The sequence below is a fragment of the Pseudomonas sp. genome, assembly GCF_041601375.1.
Taxonomy (GTDB): Bacteria; Pseudomonadota; Gammaproteobacteria; order Pseudomonadales; family Pseudomonadaceae; genus Aquipseudomonas.
In genome coordinates this window covers 1-16,023 of the sequence record NZ_JBFIIG010000097.1, presented here as the reverse complement: position 1 = coordinate 16,023, position 16,023 = coordinate 1, and the positions used below count along the sequence as shown (strand labels likewise).

18 protein-coding genes and 1 pseudogene are annotated in these 16,023 nt (G+C 62.9%); 11 read left to right on the top strand and 8 right to left on the bottom strand.

All coding sequences use genetic code 11. The annotated features are described in order from the left end of the window. Positions 1–196: 196 nt before the first annotated feature. Entirely contained in the window at positions 197–424 is a 228-nt protein-coding gene (locus ABZE94_RS13580; protein ID WP_372876042.1) for a hypothetical protein, read from the top strand. A gap of 165 nt (positions 425–589) precedes the next feature. On the opposite strand, the gene ABZE94_RS13575 is transcribed toward ABZE94_RS13580, so the two are convergent. From ABZE94_RS13575 to ABZE94_RS13560, 4 genes are all read right to left on the bottom strand, one after another. After that, positions 590–3,103 carry a penicillin acylase family protein gene (locus ABZE94_RS13575; RefSeq protein ID WP_372876043.1) on the bottom strand — a complete coding sequence of 838 codons (2,514 nt, stop codon included), beginning with the start codon at positions 3,101–3,103 and terminating at the stop codon, positions 590–592. Between the two features lie 105 nt (positions 3,104–3,208). Continuing rightward, positions 3,209–3,667: a DUF2489 domain-containing protein gene (locus ABZE94_RS13570; RefSeq protein WP_372876041.1), complete on the bottom strand. Its 459-nt coding sequence runs from the start codon at positions 3,665–3,667 to the stop codon at positions 3,209–3,211. A 7-nt stretch (positions 3,668–3,674) separates the two neighbouring features. Further along, positions 3,675–3,881, bottom strand: coding sequence for an SEC-C metal-binding domain-containing protein (locus tag ABZE94_RS13565; RefSeq protein ID WP_372876040.1), 207 nt, complete (start codon positions 3,879–3,881; stop codon positions 3,675–3,677). 6 nt (positions 3,882–3,887) lie between these two features. Then, positions 3,888–4,385 (bottom strand): LEA type 2 family protein, encoded by a 498-nt coding sequence (locus ABZE94_RS13560; RefSeq protein ID WP_372876039.1) that lies wholly within the window; start codon positions 4,383–4,385, stop codon positions 3,888–3,890. Between the two features lie 186 nt (positions 4,386–4,571). Between ABZE94_RS13560 and ABZE94_RS13555 the strand changes: the two genes are divergently transcribed. Beyond that, complete coding sequence (locus ABZE94_RS13555) at positions 4,572–5,120, top strand: hypothetical protein (RefSeq protein ID WP_372876038.1); 549 nt, start codon at positions 4,572–4,574, stop codon at positions 5,118–5,120. 39 nt (positions 5,121–5,159) lie between these two features. Here the strand turns inward: ABZE94_RS13555 and ABZE94_RS13550 are convergent, their stop codons facing one another. Both ABZE94_RS13550 and ABZE94_RS13545 read right to left on the bottom strand, forming a co-directional pair. Continuing rightward, a complete protein-coding gene (locus tag ABZE94_RS13550) occupies positions 5,160–5,645 on the bottom strand; it encodes a YchJ family protein (RefSeq protein WP_372876037.1) in 486 nt (161 codons plus the stop codon). A 5-nt stretch (positions 5,646–5,650) separates the two neighbouring features. Next, complete coding sequence (locus ABZE94_RS13545; protein WP_372876036.1) at positions 5,651–6,148, bottom strand: DUF6231 family protein; 498 nt, start codon at positions 6,146–6,148, stop codon at positions 5,651–5,653. 441 nt (positions 6,149–6,589) lie between these two features. Here ABZE94_RS13545 and ABZE94_RS13540 point away from each other — a divergent pair. The 4 genes and pseudogenes from ABZE94_RS13540 to ABZE94_RS13525 all read left to right on the top strand — a co-directional run. Further along, positions 6,590–6,946: pseudogene (locus tag ABZE94_RS13540) on the top strand (OmpA family protein); the annotation flags it as partial. A gap of 100 nt (positions 6,947–7,046) precedes the next feature. Next, positions 7,047–7,778: an OmpA family protein gene (locus tag ABZE94_RS13535; protein ID WP_372876035.1), complete on the top strand. Its 732-nt coding sequence runs from the start codon at positions 7,047–7,049 to the stop codon at positions 7,776–7,778. A gap of 130 nt (positions 7,779–7,908) precedes the next feature. Then, on the top strand, positions 7,909–8,214 hold the full coding sequence (locus tag ABZE94_RS13530; protein ID WP_372876034.1) for a DUF1145 domain-containing protein: 306 nt from the start codon (positions 7,909–7,911) through the stop codon (positions 8,212–8,214). After that, positions 8,207–8,968, top strand: coding sequence for a collagen-like protein (locus ABZE94_RS13525; RefSeq protein ID WP_372876033.1), 762 nt, complete (start codon positions 8,207–8,209; stop codon positions 8,966–8,968). Before ABZE94_RS13530 ends, ABZE94_RS13525 begins: the two co-directional genes overlap by 8 nt. A 35-nt stretch (positions 8,969–9,003) precedes the next feature. On the opposite strand, the gene ABZE94_RS13520 is transcribed toward ABZE94_RS13525, so the two are convergent. Next, positions 9,004–9,468: a CopD family protein gene (locus tag ABZE94_RS13520; RefSeq protein ID WP_372876032.1), complete on the bottom strand. Its 465-nt coding sequence runs from the start codon at positions 9,466–9,468 to the stop codon at positions 9,004–9,006. Between the two features lie 116 nt (positions 9,469–9,584). On the opposite strand from ABZE94_RS13520, the gene dinG reads away from it, so the two are divergent. The 4 genes from dinG (at position 9,585) to pdxH (ending at position 14,437) form a co-directional block, all read left to right on the top strand. Further along, complete coding sequence (gene dinG / locus ABZE94_RS13515) at positions 9,585–11,729, top strand: ATP-dependent DNA helicase DinG (RefSeq protein WP_372876031.1); 2,145 nt, start codon at positions 9,585–9,587, stop codon at positions 11,727–11,729. Between the two features lie 81 nt (positions 11,730–11,810). Then, entirely contained in the window at positions 11,811–12,956 is a 1,146-nt protein-coding gene (locus ABZE94_RS13510; RefSeq protein WP_372876030.1) for a serine hydrolase domain-containing protein, read from the top strand. 102 nt (positions 12,957–13,058) lie between these two features. Further along, a complete protein-coding gene (locus ABZE94_RS13505) occupies positions 13,059–13,715 on the top strand; it encodes an OmpA family protein (RefSeq protein WP_372876029.1) in 657 nt (218 codons plus the stop codon). A gap of 74 nt (positions 13,716–13,789) precedes the next feature. Beyond that, positions 13,790–14,437 carry a pyridoxamine 5'-phosphate oxidase gene (gene pdxH, locus ABZE94_RS13500; protein WP_372876028.1) on the top strand — a complete coding sequence of 216 codons (648 nt, stop codon included), beginning with the start codon at positions 13,790–13,792 and terminating at the stop codon, positions 14,435–14,437. Between the two features lie 191 nt (positions 14,438–14,628). Here the strand turns inward: pdxH and ABZE94_RS13495 are convergent, their stop codons facing one another. Beyond that, a complete protein-coding gene (locus ABZE94_RS13495) occupies positions 14,629–14,865 on the bottom strand; it encodes a hypothetical protein (protein ID WP_372876027.1) in 237 nt (78 codons plus the stop codon). Positions 14,866–15,013: 148 nt separating this feature from the next. Between ABZE94_RS13495 and ABZE94_RS13490 the strand changes: the two genes are divergently transcribed. Then, positions 15,014–15,478: a glycine zipper domain-containing protein gene (locus ABZE94_RS13490; RefSeq protein ID WP_372876026.1), complete on the top strand. Its 465-nt coding sequence runs from the start codon at positions 15,014–15,016 to the stop codon at positions 15,476–15,478. The last annotated feature ends 545 nt before the right edge of the window (positions 15,479–16,023 follow it).

Below are 16,023 nucleotides of genomic sequence, written 5' to 3'. Positions count from 1 at the left end.
TCTACTGCGGAAAAGCCGGATTTGGTCATTTCTGCTGCTTTCCCTCGTTAAATAGCCAGCTATTCGCCTCGGAAAAGCACCAAAACTGCCTCAAACCGGACTTTCCCTCGCTACGAACGGTCAAGCCCGACAGGCTCCTAGCAGCCAGTCCGTAATGGGCGGGCGATCGAGTATTTTAGTGCGGGAGGCATCAGTCATGACGACGTGGAAGATCACATACAGCAAAGATGAGCGCACCGAGGTGTTCGAGCTTCAGTCCCCCAGCAAACCGAGCATGGAGCAGGTGGCAATGCAGTTGCTCAAGATGGCCGAAAAGGTCTACGAGCCCGAAGAGCCAACAGACCTGCCCAATGAAATCCAGACTCCTGCCGTGCGTCTGGCTGAACGTTACGGCATCACCATCACCGGGATTACTCGCGTCTGACCATGCTCGGCGCCCGGCAGGCCCGGGGCGGGCGAGCGCGCAGCTAAATCATGCACAAAAAAATGGGCGCCCAAAGGGCGCCCGAAAATGATGATCTATGGAGTAAGTCCGCTAATTCAGAGCCGAGGCTGGCAAGTTGGTTCAGCAATCGCCGACCAACGGTAACTATTTAGCGGGTGTCAGGATCAGTCGTTTAGTGCCATAGACCTTCTCGAGGTTCTGTGGCTGAAACGGAAAGCTCATGTACTGGCCCTTGCGCCAGGCCTCGATGCCGTCCGCGTAATGCTCGCTCGCCGGGTTGCCGGATTGGCCGGAGCTGTTCAGGCCGATCAGCGGCTCTTCGCGGCCGAAGTCGACGACGATGCGCATGGCCGGGATCAGCCAGGTGTCGAAGTCCTGCCCCCAGTGGTAGGCCGATGCGTTGAGGGTGCTGTGGTCGCCACCGGCCGGGTAGGGGCCGCGATCGAGATAACCCTTTAGCGCGTTGATTCCGGTGCGCTGGCTGGCGCTCATGTAGGGCGCCAGTTTGCTGGTTTCGCTGATCCACTCGTAGCTGTGCAGCTTGCCCCACTGCCAGGTGCTGCGCTCACTGCCCAGCTTGGCTTCGGCGAAGGTCACGGCGGCGGCCAGGCTGCGGGCGAGAATGGCCGGCTTGTCTTCTTGCTGGGCGCTGCCGATGTCGTTCCAGAACGGGCTGTCGTCGCGGCCCAGCAGGTGGTCGGCCTGGGCCGAATAGGATGTGTTGGCGGTTTCCACCAGGGCCAGCCAGGCCGGACTGGTATCGGGGCCCAGTTCGTCGAGGAAGATCTGCCGTGCGCTTTCGTGGAGGAAGGCGCCGTAGAGTGCGGCATCCCCTGAGGTGGCAGCGAGGTTGCCGTCGAAGGCCATCAGCCGGCTGTGGGCCTCGCGCGCTCTGGCGCGTTCCTGCGCGGGCAGGGCCTCGATGGCCTTATGCAGTGGCTCGGCCATGCCGGGCGCGGCGAACATGCCTTGCAGCTTGCCGGCGAAGGGCGTGGTCTGGTCGTACTGCATGGCGATCATGCTGCGGGTGTCGTGCTTGCCGCTGCCTGCCAGTTGCGCCAGGCGCTCGTAGCGCTCCGGGTAGTACCAGGAGTTGGACAGCTGCATGCCATAGCCGCGCGGTACGGTGCGCTGGTTGGCGGTGCCCAGCCAGCCCTGCTGCGGGTCCTGATCGTAGGGATGCAGCATCGGCTCGGCGAAGCCATCCCAGTCGTAACGGCTGTCCCAGCCCGGCGAAGGCATCAGGCCAAGGCCTTCGCGGCGATTGGGAAAGCGCCCGGTGACTTGCCAGCCGATGTGCCGGGCGTCGGCGAAGACGATATTCAAGGGCGTGGCGCGCACTTCGCGGGTGGCCTCGAAGGCTTGCTCCACCGATTGCGCGCGGGACAGGTCGAACAGCGCATCGAGGGACTGGTCCGCCTCGAATTGCGTGGTTTGCAGGGCCAGGCCGTAGCCGCTGTCCAGTTGCAGCGGCTGCAACGGGTGTTTGCGTTCGCCCAGTACCGAGTTGAGCAGCGGGCCGTGGCGGGTCTCGTAGATGGTTTCGCGAATCGGTCGCTCACCCTTGATGAAGAAGGTTTCCTGGCGCTCCCGGGTGGGCAGCCATTTGCCGTCGGCCTGGTAATAGAGGCGGTTGCCTTGACGTCGGATTTTCTCCAGGAACAGGTCCTGGTTGTCGCCCATGACCATGGTCATGCCCCAGCCGAGTTTGCCGTTGAACCCGGCAACGATGGCGGGTACGCCGGCAATCGACACGCCGGCGGCGTGGAATTTCGGCGAGCGGATCTGCACGAAGTTCCAGGCCGAGGGCATCGACAGCGGCAGGTGGGTGTCGTTGGCCAGCAGACTCTTGCCGCTGCGGCTGTGCTGTGGGGCGATGGCCCAGTTGTTGGAGGCGGCGACGCCTAGCATGTGGGTGCTGGCGAGTTGCCTGGCCGCATTACTGACGGCGGCCAGGCCGGGGAGTTGTCCGCTCAGGGTCAGGCCCTTGAGTTTTTCGGCCTCATCGAACGGCAGCGGTTCGTCCGGGTAGGTGGGCAGCAACCAGGCGAGGTGCTCGCTGCCGACTTTCTGCGCCAGCACCAGGGCGGCGATTTCTTCCTGCAGATTGACCGCCAGGCCGAAGTTCATCAGGCAGAACACCAGCACCGAGTCTTCGGCCTTCCAGTAGGGCGGACGATAGCCGGACTGGGCCAGGTCCATCGGCAGCTTGTCACGATAGTGGAACAGGTAGGCATTGACGCCGCGGGCGTACACCTCGAAGAACTTCTTCAGTCGTGGCGAGGCGTTGGCATAGAGCACTTCGGCACTTTTCTTCAGGTTGACCGTGCGCATCAGGCGATCGATTTCCAGGACGCCGGGGCCGGCCATCTCGGTCAATCGGCCTTCGGCCATCAGGCGCAGGCCGACCATCTGGCTGAGGCGGTCGCTGGCATGCACATAGCCCAAGGCGAACAGTGCATCGTGGAAGGTGTTGGTTTCGATCAGCGGCATGCCCAGGGCATTGCGCCGAACCACGACGGTTTGCGCCAGGCCCTGAACGCGCACGCTGCCCTGGTCCGGGGGCAGGCTCTCGCGGTAACGGCTGTCGAGAAACGACTGGCAGCCACTTGCCGCCAGGCCGGCAGCAAGGGTGGCGGCGAGGCCCAGCAGGGCCATGGGGCGGAATGCGCGCGGTAGCATGCAGCGAGCTCCTTGCAGAACGCAGGATTGGACAGATTGGTGGGCGAACGGGCCGCCTAACCCCCGGCAAGCCCGCCTGGGTCAGGTGCCGGGGTGTTTCAGGCCTTCCTCGAGCAGCCAGCGTGCGGCTGTGCGAGCGGCAGCCTTGTGCTGCAGTTCCAGTTCGTTGAAGTGCTTTTCGTGCTGGCGCCGCTCGGGCTGCTCCAGGGCCTTCCAATTTGCATGAGTCGGCACCTGGGCGGTGGCTTCGAACAGCAGGTGGAACACCTGGCAGCGGGTGTCCTGGCTCAGCGCGGTGTCGTAGTTGTCCAGCAGCACCTTGATCCGGATAGCGCCTTCGATCAACGGCAGCTGGCCATCGAGCAGGCTGCCGGCGAGTATATGCAAGTCGCCAGCCAGGCGCTCACGGCGTTGGCTTTCAGCCTGCGCCAGGTTGCGCCGCTGCGCCCAGACCCGGCGCCACAGGAGCAAGGCGTACAGGGCAAGGGCCGTCACCACCAGGGCGCCGGCCAACAGAAGCAGCAGATTCAAGGTGCTCATGGGCACATCAGGCGCCGTGGCATTTCTTGAATTTCTTCTCGCTGCCACAGGGACAGGGGTCGTTGCGGCCGACGTCTTTCAGGGCATTGCGCGCCGGCTCCTGGTGAGCATGGTTGCAGTTCGGGCCATGCACGTGGTCATGGTCATGGTCATGGTCATGGTCATGCTCGGCGTGGTTGCAATCGGGGCCGTGTACGTGGGCGTGTTGATTCATGTGTGGTTACTCGGGAATGAAATCGCCGGGGATTATCTCGCCATTACGCGACATGTGCACGCTACGGCCGAACAACAAACCGGTTTTTACCTGGCCTTCGAGGCGATAGCGGATCGGCTCTTCGGGTCGCTCGAGCAATTTGACGATTTGCCGCAGGTGCCGCCAGAGGTTGGTGCGCACCGGGACATCGAACACATGGTGGCCGTGGGCTGGAACCGTGAACCAGGTGTCGGATTGACCTTCCGCCAGTTTCACCTCGTTGAGGTGCACCCGGTAATCCAGACCGCGCACCGGTAAGCTCATGCTGTTGGGGTTGTCGATGCGAAAACGCAGGACGAAGTGCTGCTCCAATAGCTTGGCCTTGATGACATCGACTTTGACCAGACGGACATCCGGATCCTTGAACTCCCCGGTTGTCCAGGTAGAACAGCCGCCGAGGCCGCAAAGCAGGCCGAAAAACACCATTAGGCTGAGAATTCTTATAGTTAGCGCCTGGGAAAACATTTCATACTCCAAAGGACGCGTCAGTGTATCAAGCGCGTGTCCGGCTGCAACGTGTTGTGAAGGTTATGAAAAACACCTTGTCGCAAACGCCAGGTGTCGGTTTTGCGACGCAGCTCGATATGTTCACAGCATCCGAGGGTAAAAACCTGCGCCATACTGGGCGCCGATAAAGACAGGAGTATGACCATGGTTCGTTATGAGATCGCCTTTGCCGGCCAGCTTGAACCGGGGGCGCAACTGGAGTCGGTCAGAGCCAATCTGGCCAAGTTGTTCCAGGCCGATGCTCAGCGTATTGCCTTGCTGTTCTCCGGGCGGCGCATCGTGATCAAGAACAATCTGGATGCGGCCGGCGCGGAAAAATATCGCAGCACCTTGCTGCGCGCCGGCGCTCTGGTCGAAGTGCGGGTCATGGTAGAGGAAAGCGAACTGGCGTCGCCGCCCGCCGTTGCAATGCCCGAGGCTGTGCCTGAGGGAACCTTGCCTGCGCCGGCCGGAAAACGCCTGCAAGTGCTGCCGCGGGATGAATATATGGCGGCATTTTCGGATGTCGATGCGCCGGACTTTGCGATCGCTCCGCTGGGCGAGGATTTGCAGGACGACAAACCTGAACCGCAAGCGCCGCCTCTCGATCTGTCGCAATTCAGCCTGGCGCCTGCCGGCAGCGACATGGGTGAGATCAAGGCCGCACCTGCTGCGCCGCCGCCGGATATTTCCCATCTGAAATTACAGGAATAGATCGAGGCCGGGCTTGCGCCCGGCCCGGTGCGTGACGTTTCAGACAAAGCCCGCGCAGCATTTCTTGAATTTCTGTCCGCTGCCGCAAGGGCAGGGGTCATTGCGCCCGGCCTGCAACGCGATCGTGGGGTCGATAAAGTACCAATGCCCCCCGTGCTGGACGAAGGCGGAGCGTTCGCAGTGGGCATGTTCGCCGCCGTCATCGTGCCAGCGCGCAGTAAAGGTCACGAACGCATGTTCCGGCTGACCGCCCAGTACTTCGCAGCTTTCGACTTCCAGGCCAAGCCAGGTGCTGTGCAGGCTCCAGGCGCTGATGGCGGTGCGATCCAGTCCCGGCTGTTGCGCCGCCAGGGTGGTCGCCAGCAGGTAATCGACCAGTCCCAGCGCATAGGCGCTGTAGCGTGAACGCATAAGCGTTTCGGCGCTCGGCGCCGGCAGCCCGGCATGGTAGCGGCCGCAGCACGCGCTGAGCGAGTCGCCGCTGCCGCAAGGGCAAGTTGGTGCGGCGGCGTCGACTGTCGTCATGTGGTTCACCACCAGTATTTGCCAAAATTTTCCGGGTTGGCCCAGAACTTGGCATTCAGCCAGTCGGGGACCTGTTTGTAGTCGAGCAGGTCGTAGGTGAACAGGCTCAGGGTCTGTTCACCTCGCTGAAAGCGCTCGCTGGCCTGCAAGGCCAGGGCAAAGAAATCTGTGTCCTGCCAGGCGCAGGCCTGCAGGTCGACCAGCACTGCCAGGCGGCTGGCATTCAGGTTGCGGATGCCGCCAAGCAGCTCCAGTCCCGTGCGCTTGGGCAGGTGTTCGAGGCAGTCGACGACCAGCGCCAGGTCGAATCGTTGTGCAGCCAATTCGGCCGGCAAGGCGCCTGCGACGGCGTGTGCGACCTGGCAATCGGCATGCGCGGCCTGAAAGGCCGCCAGTGCCGGCAATTCGCTGGCGCCTACCAACAGCAGGCGATGGGGCGCGTAACGCTCCAGCAGAGCGGCCAACGCTTGCTGTGGCGTGCGGGAAGAAAGGCTCTCGGTCATCGATAATCCTCGATCGGTTCGCAAAAGACTAACGCGCGGCTGCGGGAAGGCCTAGAGCCGATGATTCTTACAAGTATGTAAAAACTGTCTGGCGCATTCTAACGGAGCGGTCTTTAATCCATAAGTATCGGTTTTTGTCCGATTCCCACTGGAGATATGCATATGAGCATCGTAAGGAAAGCTGTACCCCTGATTCTGGCGACCAGTTTCTTGACTGGCTGCGCTGGCTTGCAGAAAACCGATTGGCCGATGTGTGCGGCAGTCGGTGGTGTGGGCGGTGCGGCACTGGGCGCTATCGAGAGTTCTACCTGGGCAGGTGGCGGCGCGTTGGTCGGTGCCGGCATGGCGGCCGCCTATTGCTGGGTGCATGGCGCCGGAGAGGTAGAAGAAATGGCGATGGTCGAGGAGGTGATGGTCGAGGAGCCTGTCATGCCTGAGCCGGTCGCAGAAGCTGTGCGTGTCGAACTGGATGTGAAGTTCGATTTCGACAAGTCGGTAGTCAAGCAAGGCAGCTTTGACGACATCAAGAACGTTGCAGACTTCATGGCGCAATACCCGCAAACCACCACCGTGGTTGAAGGGCATACCGACTCCATCGGTACCGATGCTTACAACCAGGGCCTGTCCGAACGTCGTGCCAATGCCGTTCGCGATGTGCTGGTCAACCAGTACGGCGTGTCCGGTGAGCGCGTCAATGCAGTAGGTTATGGCGAAACGCGACCGGTTGCCGACAACTCGACCCCGGAAGGACGGGCCATCAACCGTCGAGTCGAGGCTGAAGTCGAGGCGCGGCCTTAACTGCCGCCACGCGCCCTCACCGGGCGCACTTGTACTATCCAGAGGGTGCGGCTTAACTCCTGTGTTACTGGCAACAGGCCAGTGACACAGGAGATCCGCCATGAGAACCAGACTCTTCAGGGGTGCTTTGCCCCTTCTCTTGGCCAGCAGCGTTCTTTCTGGTTGCGTCACGACTTCCAGCACGGGAGACGCGCCGCTGAACCAAGGCAACTGGCCCTTGTGCAGTGCGATTGGTGGTCTGGCCGGTGGTGGCCTGGGCGCAATCGAAAGTTCAGCTTGGGCCGCCGGTGGTGCCGTGGCCGGTGCGGTCGTAGGCGGCATTATTTGCTATGCCCAGGACGGTGACGAAGACGGCGACGGCGTGTTCGATCGTCGCGACCGTTGTCCGGATACGCCGCCCAATACTATGGTGCGCCACAATGGCTGCCCATTCCCCGAGTACGCGAGTCCGGCGCCAGTGATGGAGCCTGAGGAGCCTGCTGTGCCGGTTCGAGTCGAACTGGACGTCAAGTTCGACTTCGACAAGTCGGTAGTCAAGGAAGGCAGCTACGCCGACATCAAAAGCCTCGCTGACTTCATGAAGCAATATCCGCAGACCACCACGATCGTAGAGGGGCACACCGACGCCATTGGCTCCGATGCCTATAACCAGGGCCTGTCCGAGCGGCGTGCCAATGCGGTGCGCGACGTACTGGTCGAGCAGCATGGTATCGACGTCAATCGGGTGTCAGCTGTGGGCTACGGCGAATCCCGTCCGGTTGCCGATAACGACAGCGAGTCTGGACGCGCGATCAACCGAAGGGTCGAGGCGGCAGTCGAAGCGCTGCCCTAGGGGGAGTTGATGCGGGCCGGTCGTTGATCGGCCATGTATCCGGCGGTGGCGGGAGGCGCGTGGCTGTTTTTTGCTAGCTTGACGCAAAGCAGATAAGGTGCGGCGGAACAAAAAACTGCCAGGGGCGAACATGAAAATCTTGTTGGGGTTGGGGAAAGTGCTGACCGCGTTATTTTGGGGCGCGGTCTTGGCCAATCTGCTCGATCCGTTCGCGCAACCCTTCGCGCTGCTGCTGAGCCTGGCGGGCGCTTTGCTTGTACTGATCCATGGGCTGGAGTTGTGGCTATTCAATGAGCGTGTGAATGGACGTACTCGACCGGGGTTCGAGCGCGTGCAGATTCTAGTGTTTGGGATATTCCATTTGCAGGCCCTGTCGTTGGCGCCGACACAGCCGCTGGGCGCGGTACCGGTGCAGTCGGAGGTCGAGCATGCGTAGCCTGCTGCTGCTGGCCGTACTCTGTAGCCCACTGGTGCTGGCGCAGAGCCTGATCGACGTGCAGTCGCATACCTTGCTGCGTTTGCCGGCGACAAACGCCGTGTTGCGGGTGGAGCGCTTGCACGTCGCGGATCATGGCACCTTGCTGATTCCGTCCGGGCTGACTGAAATGCATGTCGCCGAGCTGCGCCTGGGGCGTGACGCGCGGATTGCCGTCGCCCCCGGCGAACAGGCCTTCCGCCTGGACGTGGTCAAGGGTGAAATTGCTGCCGGTGCGCAGATCAGTGTGCGGGGTGCTCCGGGTTCGTTCCTGCGACCTGCATTGCCGGGCCGTACGCTGAATATTCGCCTGGTGGATGTGATGGCGCAGGCGCTACTGATCGATGCCCGGGGTGGCATGGGGGCGCCAGGTTACACCGGTCTGGATGGTGCGGATGGCAAGCCGGGTGGCTGCACCTGGGGCCAGGCCGGGCGCGGCCATGACGGGTTGAGCGGTGGCGATGGCCAGGCCGGCGCCAGGGGCGGTCAGGTGCACCTGGAAGTGCCGATGGACTTTCCCCTGCAGCTCCTGCAGGTACTGCTCGAGGGTGGCGCCGGTGGCGCAGCCGGCAACGGCGGTAGCGCGGGCGCCGGTGGCGCGAGCAAGGGCTGCTGGCTGTACAGCACGGAGGGTGCCCGCAATGGCCGCCCCGGTCAGGCTGGTCAGATGGGTGCTGCCGGGGCTGCAGGCTCGCTGGATGTCGTACGCTTTTAACAAGACCAGGAGCGTCATGCGCTCCTGGTTCATCCTCAAAAGCCCGGGCGGGCGGCAGCGATGCCGATCAGTACCAGGCCGAGAATCAGGTTGATACCCACCAGGCGGCGAATACGCCCGAGCACCGCGCCGCCGCTCGGCCAGTCTTCGGCCGCCACTGCACGGCGCAGTTCGGGCAGTTGCAGCGCCTGCACCCGGAGAAACAGCGCGAGCATGGCGATATACAGGCCGGTCATGATGTGGACGTAGCGCGGCGCGGTCTCGAAGCCGGAAAAGCGCAGGTTGAGCATGCCCACGCCGGTAATCGGCAGCACTATCACGGCCGCCCAGACCCAATAGAAGAAGCGCTGAAATACCTCGAGCCACAGTTTCAGACGGGCCGGCGCCTCGAGTGCGCTGACCGCGGCGGGGCGCAGGATCATCCAGGCGAAGAACATGCCGCCGACCCAAACGAGAGCGGCGAGCAGATGCAGGGCGTAGGTCACAGCGTAAGGTGTCATGTAAAACTCCAGTCCGGGTTCTGCGCATTATCGATTAGCGCGCTATGATAGCGGCCGTTGTCAGACACTGAAAATTTATCCAGCCTTTTCGCGCCCAGACCCCACGTCCAGATCCCATGCTCAGTACCGAACTCAAGTCCCAGATCCAGGGCGCCTACACGCGTTTTCTCGAAGCCAAGTCGCTCAAGCCGCGCTATGGCCAGCGGCTGATGATCGCCGACATCGCCAAGGTGCTGGGGGCGATCAAGGTCGACGACGAAGGTCGGCGTGACGGTGAGCCCGCCGTGGTGGCGGTCGAGGCCGGTACCGGCACCGGCAAGACGGTGGCCTACTGCCTGGCGGCGATTCCGGTGGCCAAGGCCGCCGGCAAGCGTCTGGTGATCGCCACCGCGACGGTGGCCCTGCAAGAGCAGATCGTGCACAAGGATCTGCCCGACCTGATGCGCAACAGCGGTCTGAATTTCAGCTTCGCCTTGGCCAAGGGCCGTGGCCGCTACCTGTGCCTGTCCAAGCTCGACGTGCTGTTGCAGGAAGGCCAGGCGCAAAGCGCCACCGCCCAATTGTTCGAGGAAGAAGGCTTCAGGATCGACGTCGACGAGCAGAGCCAAAAACTGTTCGTCGCCATGATGGAAAAGCTCGCCGGCAACAAATGGGACGGCGACCGCGACAGCTGGCCCGAGGAACTGGAGGACACGCGCTGGTCGCAACTGACCACCGACCACAGCCAGTGCACCAGCCGGCATTGCCCGAACTTCCAGCAGTGCGCCTTCTACAAGGCGCGCGAGGGCATGGGCAAGGTCGATGTGATCGTCACCAACCATGACATGGTCCTGGCCGATCTGGCCCTGGGCGGTGGCGCCGTGCTGCCCGACCCGCGGGAAACCCTCTATGTGTTCGACGAAGGCCACCACCTGCCGGACAAGGCGATCGGCCACTTCGCCCATTTCACCCGTTTGCGTTCGACCGCCGACTGGCTCGAGCAGACCGCCAAGAACCTCGCCAAGCTGCTGGCCCAGCATCCGCTGCCAGGCGATCTGGGGCGCCTGATCGAGCAGGTCCCGGAGTTGGCGCGGGAGATCAAGATCCAGCAGCAGTTCATGTTCAGCGCCTGCGAGCAGGTGGCCGAATTCAAACCCGGCGAAGACATGCAGGGCCGCGAACGGCCGCGTCACCGTTTCGTTGGCGGCCAGGTGCCGGAGCACCTGCGTGAGCTGGGCACTGAGTTGAAGAAAGGCTTTTCCAAACTGTCCGAGCTGTTTACCGGGGTGACCGAGAAACTCAAGGAAGCCATGGATGGCGAGGCCACCATCGGCATTGCCAGTCATCAGGCCGAGGAGTGGTACCCGCTGTTCGGCAGCCTGCTGGCACGGGCCCATGGCAGTTGGGAACTGTGGCTGGCCTTCACCGCCGACGACCCCGAAGACAGCCCGCCGATGGCGCGCTGGCTGACCCTGGCCGACAGCGGCGCGTTGTTCGACATCGAGGTCAACGCCAGCCCGATCCTCGCCGCCGAAACCCTGCGCCGCAGCCTGTGGAACGTCGCCTATGGCGCCCTGGTGACCTCGGCGACGCTGACCGCGCTGGGCACCTTCGACCGCTACCGGATGCGCGCCGGCCTGCCCAAGGTGGCGGTGACCTCCGTGGTGCCGAGCCCCTTTCATCATGCCGATGCCGGCGTCTTGCGGGTACCGAACCTGAATGCCGATCCGCGCGATGCGCCGGCGCATACCGCGGCGATCATCCGCGATCTGCCGGCGCTGGTGGCAGGCTCGCGCGGCACCCTGGTGCTGTTCTCCTCGCGCAAACAGATGCAGGACGTGTTCGAGGGCCTGGAGCGCGATTGGCGCAAGCGGGTGTTTATCCAGGGCAACCTGTCCAAGCAGGAAACCCTCAATAAGCACAAGGCGCGGGTCGACAGCGGCGAGGACAGCGTGCTGTTCGGCCTGGCCAGCTTCGCCGAAGGCGTCGACCTGCCCGGCGCCTATTGCGAGCATGTGGTGATCGCCAAGATCCCTTTCGCCGTGCCGGACGATCCGGTAGAGGCGGCGCTGGCCGAGTGGATCGAGGCGCGCGGCGGCAACCCCTTCATGGAAATCGCCGTACCCGACGCCTCGCTGCGCCTGGTCCAGGCCTGCGGGCGGTTGCTGCGCACCGAAGAAGACCGCGGCACCATCACCTTGCTCGACCGGCGCGTGGTGACCCAGCGTTATGGCAAGGCGATCCTCAATGCGCTGCCGCCTTTTCGCCGGGAGATCGGCTAGCCGGTTGTTCGGGTTCCCAAGTGCAAGCCGGGCTGGAACAATGCGCGGCTGATCATCCATTTCCCAAACCAAGGACCGCCTGTGCAGATTCAGGGCTATTTCGACCTTCAGTTCGAGGCGCTCAAGGACGCTTTCTCCGCCTTGTTCGACGACCCGCAGGAGCGCGGCGCGGCGCTCTGCGTGCAGATCGGCGGCGAGACCGTGCTGGACATCTGGGCCGGGGTGGCCGACAAGGACGGCCAGCAGCCCTGGCACAGCGACACCATCCTCAACCTGTTTTCCTGCACCAAGCCCTTCACCGCGGTCACCGCCTTGCAACTGGTCGGCGAGGGCAAACTCGAGCTGGATGCGCCCGTGGCCCGCTACTGGCCGGAGTTCGCCGCCGCCGGCAAGGAAAAAGTCACCCTGCGTCATTTGCTCAGTCATCAGGCCGGGCTGCCGGCACTGCAGCGGATGCTGCCGGCCGAGGCCTTGTACGACTGGCAGGCGATGACCGGCGCACTGGCGGCCGAACAGCCCTGGTGGCCACTCGGCGCGGGGCATGGTTATGCGCCCATCACCTACGGCTGGCTGGTTGGCGAGCTGTTGCGGCGCGTCGAAGGCCGTGGCCCAGGCGAGTCGATAGCCGCGCGCATCGCCAAACCCCTGGACCTGGACTTTCATGTCGGCCTGGCCGATGAAGAGTTCGACCGGGTGGCACATATCTCCCGCGGCAAGGGCAACCTGGGCGATGCCGCCGCCCAGCGCCTGCTCAGGGTCATGATGAGAGAGCCGGCAGCCATGAGCACGCGCGCCTTCAGCAACCCGCCGTCGATCATGACCAGCACCAACAAGCCGCAATGGCGGCGCATGCAGCAACCGGCGGCCAACGGTCACGGCAATGCGCGCAGTCTGGCCGGGTTTTACAGCGGCTTGCTCGATGGCCGCTTGCTGGAAAGCGAGCTGCTCGACGAGCTGACCCGGGAGCATGCCGTCGGCGATGACAAGACCCTGCTGACCCGCACACGCTTCGGTCTGGGCTGCATGCTCGATCAGCCCGGGGTAGCCAACGCCAGCTATGGCATGGGTGCACGAGCGTTCGGGCATCCGGGGGCGGGTGGTTCCAGCGGTTTTGCCGATCCGGAGCGCGATGTGGCATTCGGCTTCGTGGTCAACAATCTGGGACCGTTCGTCTTGATGGACCCCCGTGCGCAGAAACTTGCGAGTGTTTTGGCAGATTGTTTGTAGGTGTCTCGGCTAGACTTTCAACCTATCAGGGTTGTTTCAAGTGTTCATGCCGGCCCGTCGCCGGTTTCCTTCGACTGCTTCATGCTCATATCTGGATAACCTATGCTAGCCAATAAATTTCTCGCCCTCGGTGTGTGTCTGCTCCTCGCCGGTTGCGCCGGCACTGAGAAGATCAATCCGCCAGTGGCGGTTGTTGCCATGCCAGACCCGAAAGTCATCCAGGCCTGGCTCGACGATAACGAGCCGCGCGTGCGTGAAGCGATCAAGGGCAGCCATTTCGAAATGGAGCGGGGTGAGAATGTACTGGTGGTAACGGCACCGGTGCAGGGCACCTTCAACCCGGATCGTCCATCCATGCTGCTGCCGGTGACCCTCGGGCCGATCAGCCGGATTGCCAAATTGCTGGAAACCGACCCTGGCGGTGCCGTGTTGGTGATCGGTCATGCCGACACCAGTGGCGCCGCTGCGACCAACCGCGAGCTCAGCCATGAACGGGCGCGGGCCTTTACCGCCATCTTCCGGCTCAGCGGCTTGAAGCAGAATCGCCTGATGGTCAAAGGCATGGGCTCGGACATGCCGCGTGCCGCCAATGACAGCGTCGAGGGTCGCGCGCTCAATCGCCGGGTGGAAATCATCCTGACGTCAAAGGCCACCATGCGGGCGCTGGTCGCCAAGTACAGTCAGCCGGCTCCGGCCGTGGCGCTGGTCGCCGTCAGCAGCAAACCGCAAGGCAGTGCCGATTCGGCGCCGGGCAAGTAGATCCTTGCCCTGGATCAAGCCAAGTCGGGTGGGTCCGGGTAAGCTAGGCAGCTTCCGTTCTCAAGGGCTTTGTCATGACCCAGACCTTGGCCGATATGCGCCGCGACTACATCCGTGATGGCTTGAGCGAGGCGCAGGCGCCTGCCGAGCCATTCAGCTTGTTCAAACAATGGTTTGCCGAGGCGGTGAAAACCGAGCAACCACCGGTCGAGCCCAACACCATGACCCTGGCCACCGTAGATGCCGAGGGCCGTCCGCATTGCCGGGTGCTGCTGCTCAAGGGGCTGGACGCGCGCGGGTTCACCTTCTTCAGCAACTACGACAGCGCCAAGGGTGAGCAGTTGGCTGCCAGGCCCTATGCGGCCATGACCTTCTTCTGGCCGAGCCTGGAGCGTCAGGTGCGCATCGAAGGGCGGGTCGAGCGCGTTACTGCGGCCGAATCCGATGCCTATTTCCAGGTGCGTCCGCTGGGCAGTCGCCTGGGCGCCTGGGCTTCGCCCCAGAGCCAGGTGATCAAGGACCGCGCCGAGCTTGAACGTCTGCTGGCGCAAGTCGAAGAGCGCTTTCTCGACCAGGCGCCCCACTGTCCGCCACACTGGGGCGGTTATCGCCTGTTGGCCGAGCGGGTCGAATTCTGGCAGGGCCGTTCCAATCGCCTGCATGACCGCCTCGACTATCGCCTGCATGACGATGTCTGGAGTCGCGAGCGGCTGGCGCCCTGATTACGCCGCGGCTGCCCTAGGATCCGGGGCAGCCCGCGATCTGTAGGGTGTCAGTCGCCGCAGGCAGTGCACCGTGGATTATTGACGTGGTACAAAAAAATGGCGGGTTGTCGCTACCTCCGAACGGAACGCGGCACGCTGCCGCGGACGCCTGGCGTCCTCGCTACGGCACTCGATAATCTCGCAAACTCTCAGGGCGCTCGGTAATCGGCGGCCGCGCGTTCCAGCCAGGCATGTAGCTCGCGGCGTTTGACCTTGCTGGCCTGGGCTTCGGCCAGGCGCTGGAGCATATAGTCCTTCTTCGCGGCGTCCTTGCCGGCCAACGACAAGGCCAGGTCGCGGTCGGCCCAGCGTTTGATCCGCACGTACAGCCACCAGTGGAAGTAGAGTCCGGCGCCGGTCAGACTGGCGATGATGAAATAGTCCATGGGTGTTCCCTCCTGCGGCGCAGCCTAACCGATAGCCTAAGCTGACTGAAGCAGGCAGGTTGTCACGCGCGGTTTTTCCGAGGACAGGATGACAGCTGCGGACTTTGCCGGTCTAATAAGCCCTATATTGCAAACGGAGGCGGTTCTCATGGGTAAGCCAGTTGCGTTGGTTACAGTTTTTACGGCATTGGCTCTGATCCTGGGTGGTTGCGCGTCCAGCCTCACGGGCGACACCTATACGCGCGATGAAGCCCGCGTGGTGCAGACCGTGCGCATGGGAACTATCGAATCGCTACGGCCGGTGAAGATCGAAGGCACCAGAACGCCGATCGGGGCCGGTGCCGGAGCGGTGGTGGGCGGAGTGGCCGGTAGCGGTGTCGGTGGCGGTCGCGGCAGTGCTGTCGCGGCAGTGATTGGTGCGGTGGCCGGCGGATTGATCGGCGCCGCGACCGAAGAGGGTTTCACCCGCACCCAGGGCGTGGAAATCACCGTGCGAGAAGACGACGGCACCATGCGCGCCTATGTGCAGGCCGTCGAAGAGAATCAGGTGTTCCGGGTTGGTCAGCGTGTACGGATCATGACCGTCAACGGCACCAGCCGCGTCGCCCCGTAACCCGTGCTCAAGCCGGATCGGCGTCAGCTGATCCGGCTTTTTCGTGTGCGTCATTCGAGGAATCTTTACCCTGTGCCTGGCGACCGCTATCGGGCTGTTGAAACTACCTGCCTTGCCCCTCTTGATAAAAGAGAGGGGCGTTAAAAGCGGCCTGCTAGAGTCAGACAATCTCGTGGCTTGCGATTTTAGTAATACTTCTATTCGTAACGCTGCATCGATAGATATGGATAATCATGAAATAATCCCGTGCCGACAAAGGCTTAGCTGGCTCTGACAGGAGTCGGCGTGTGACGGTCGAGCAATGTAAAGAGCTCCCTGGGAATGATCACGGGCCTCTCAAGTCGTGCAGCAGGCGTAGACCTGCCAATACAATAAGGCGCGCCAGCCCCATGACGGATAGTCCGCGTCATGGGGCTGGCGTAGCAGTTTGGACGCTAACCGCCGGCCATGGCCTGGCCGGCGGACATGCAAAAAAGGGGTTTTGTGTATGGCGCTTGCGCTAATTGTCGCCTTGCCATTCTTGGGGATGATCCTGCCGCTGCTGG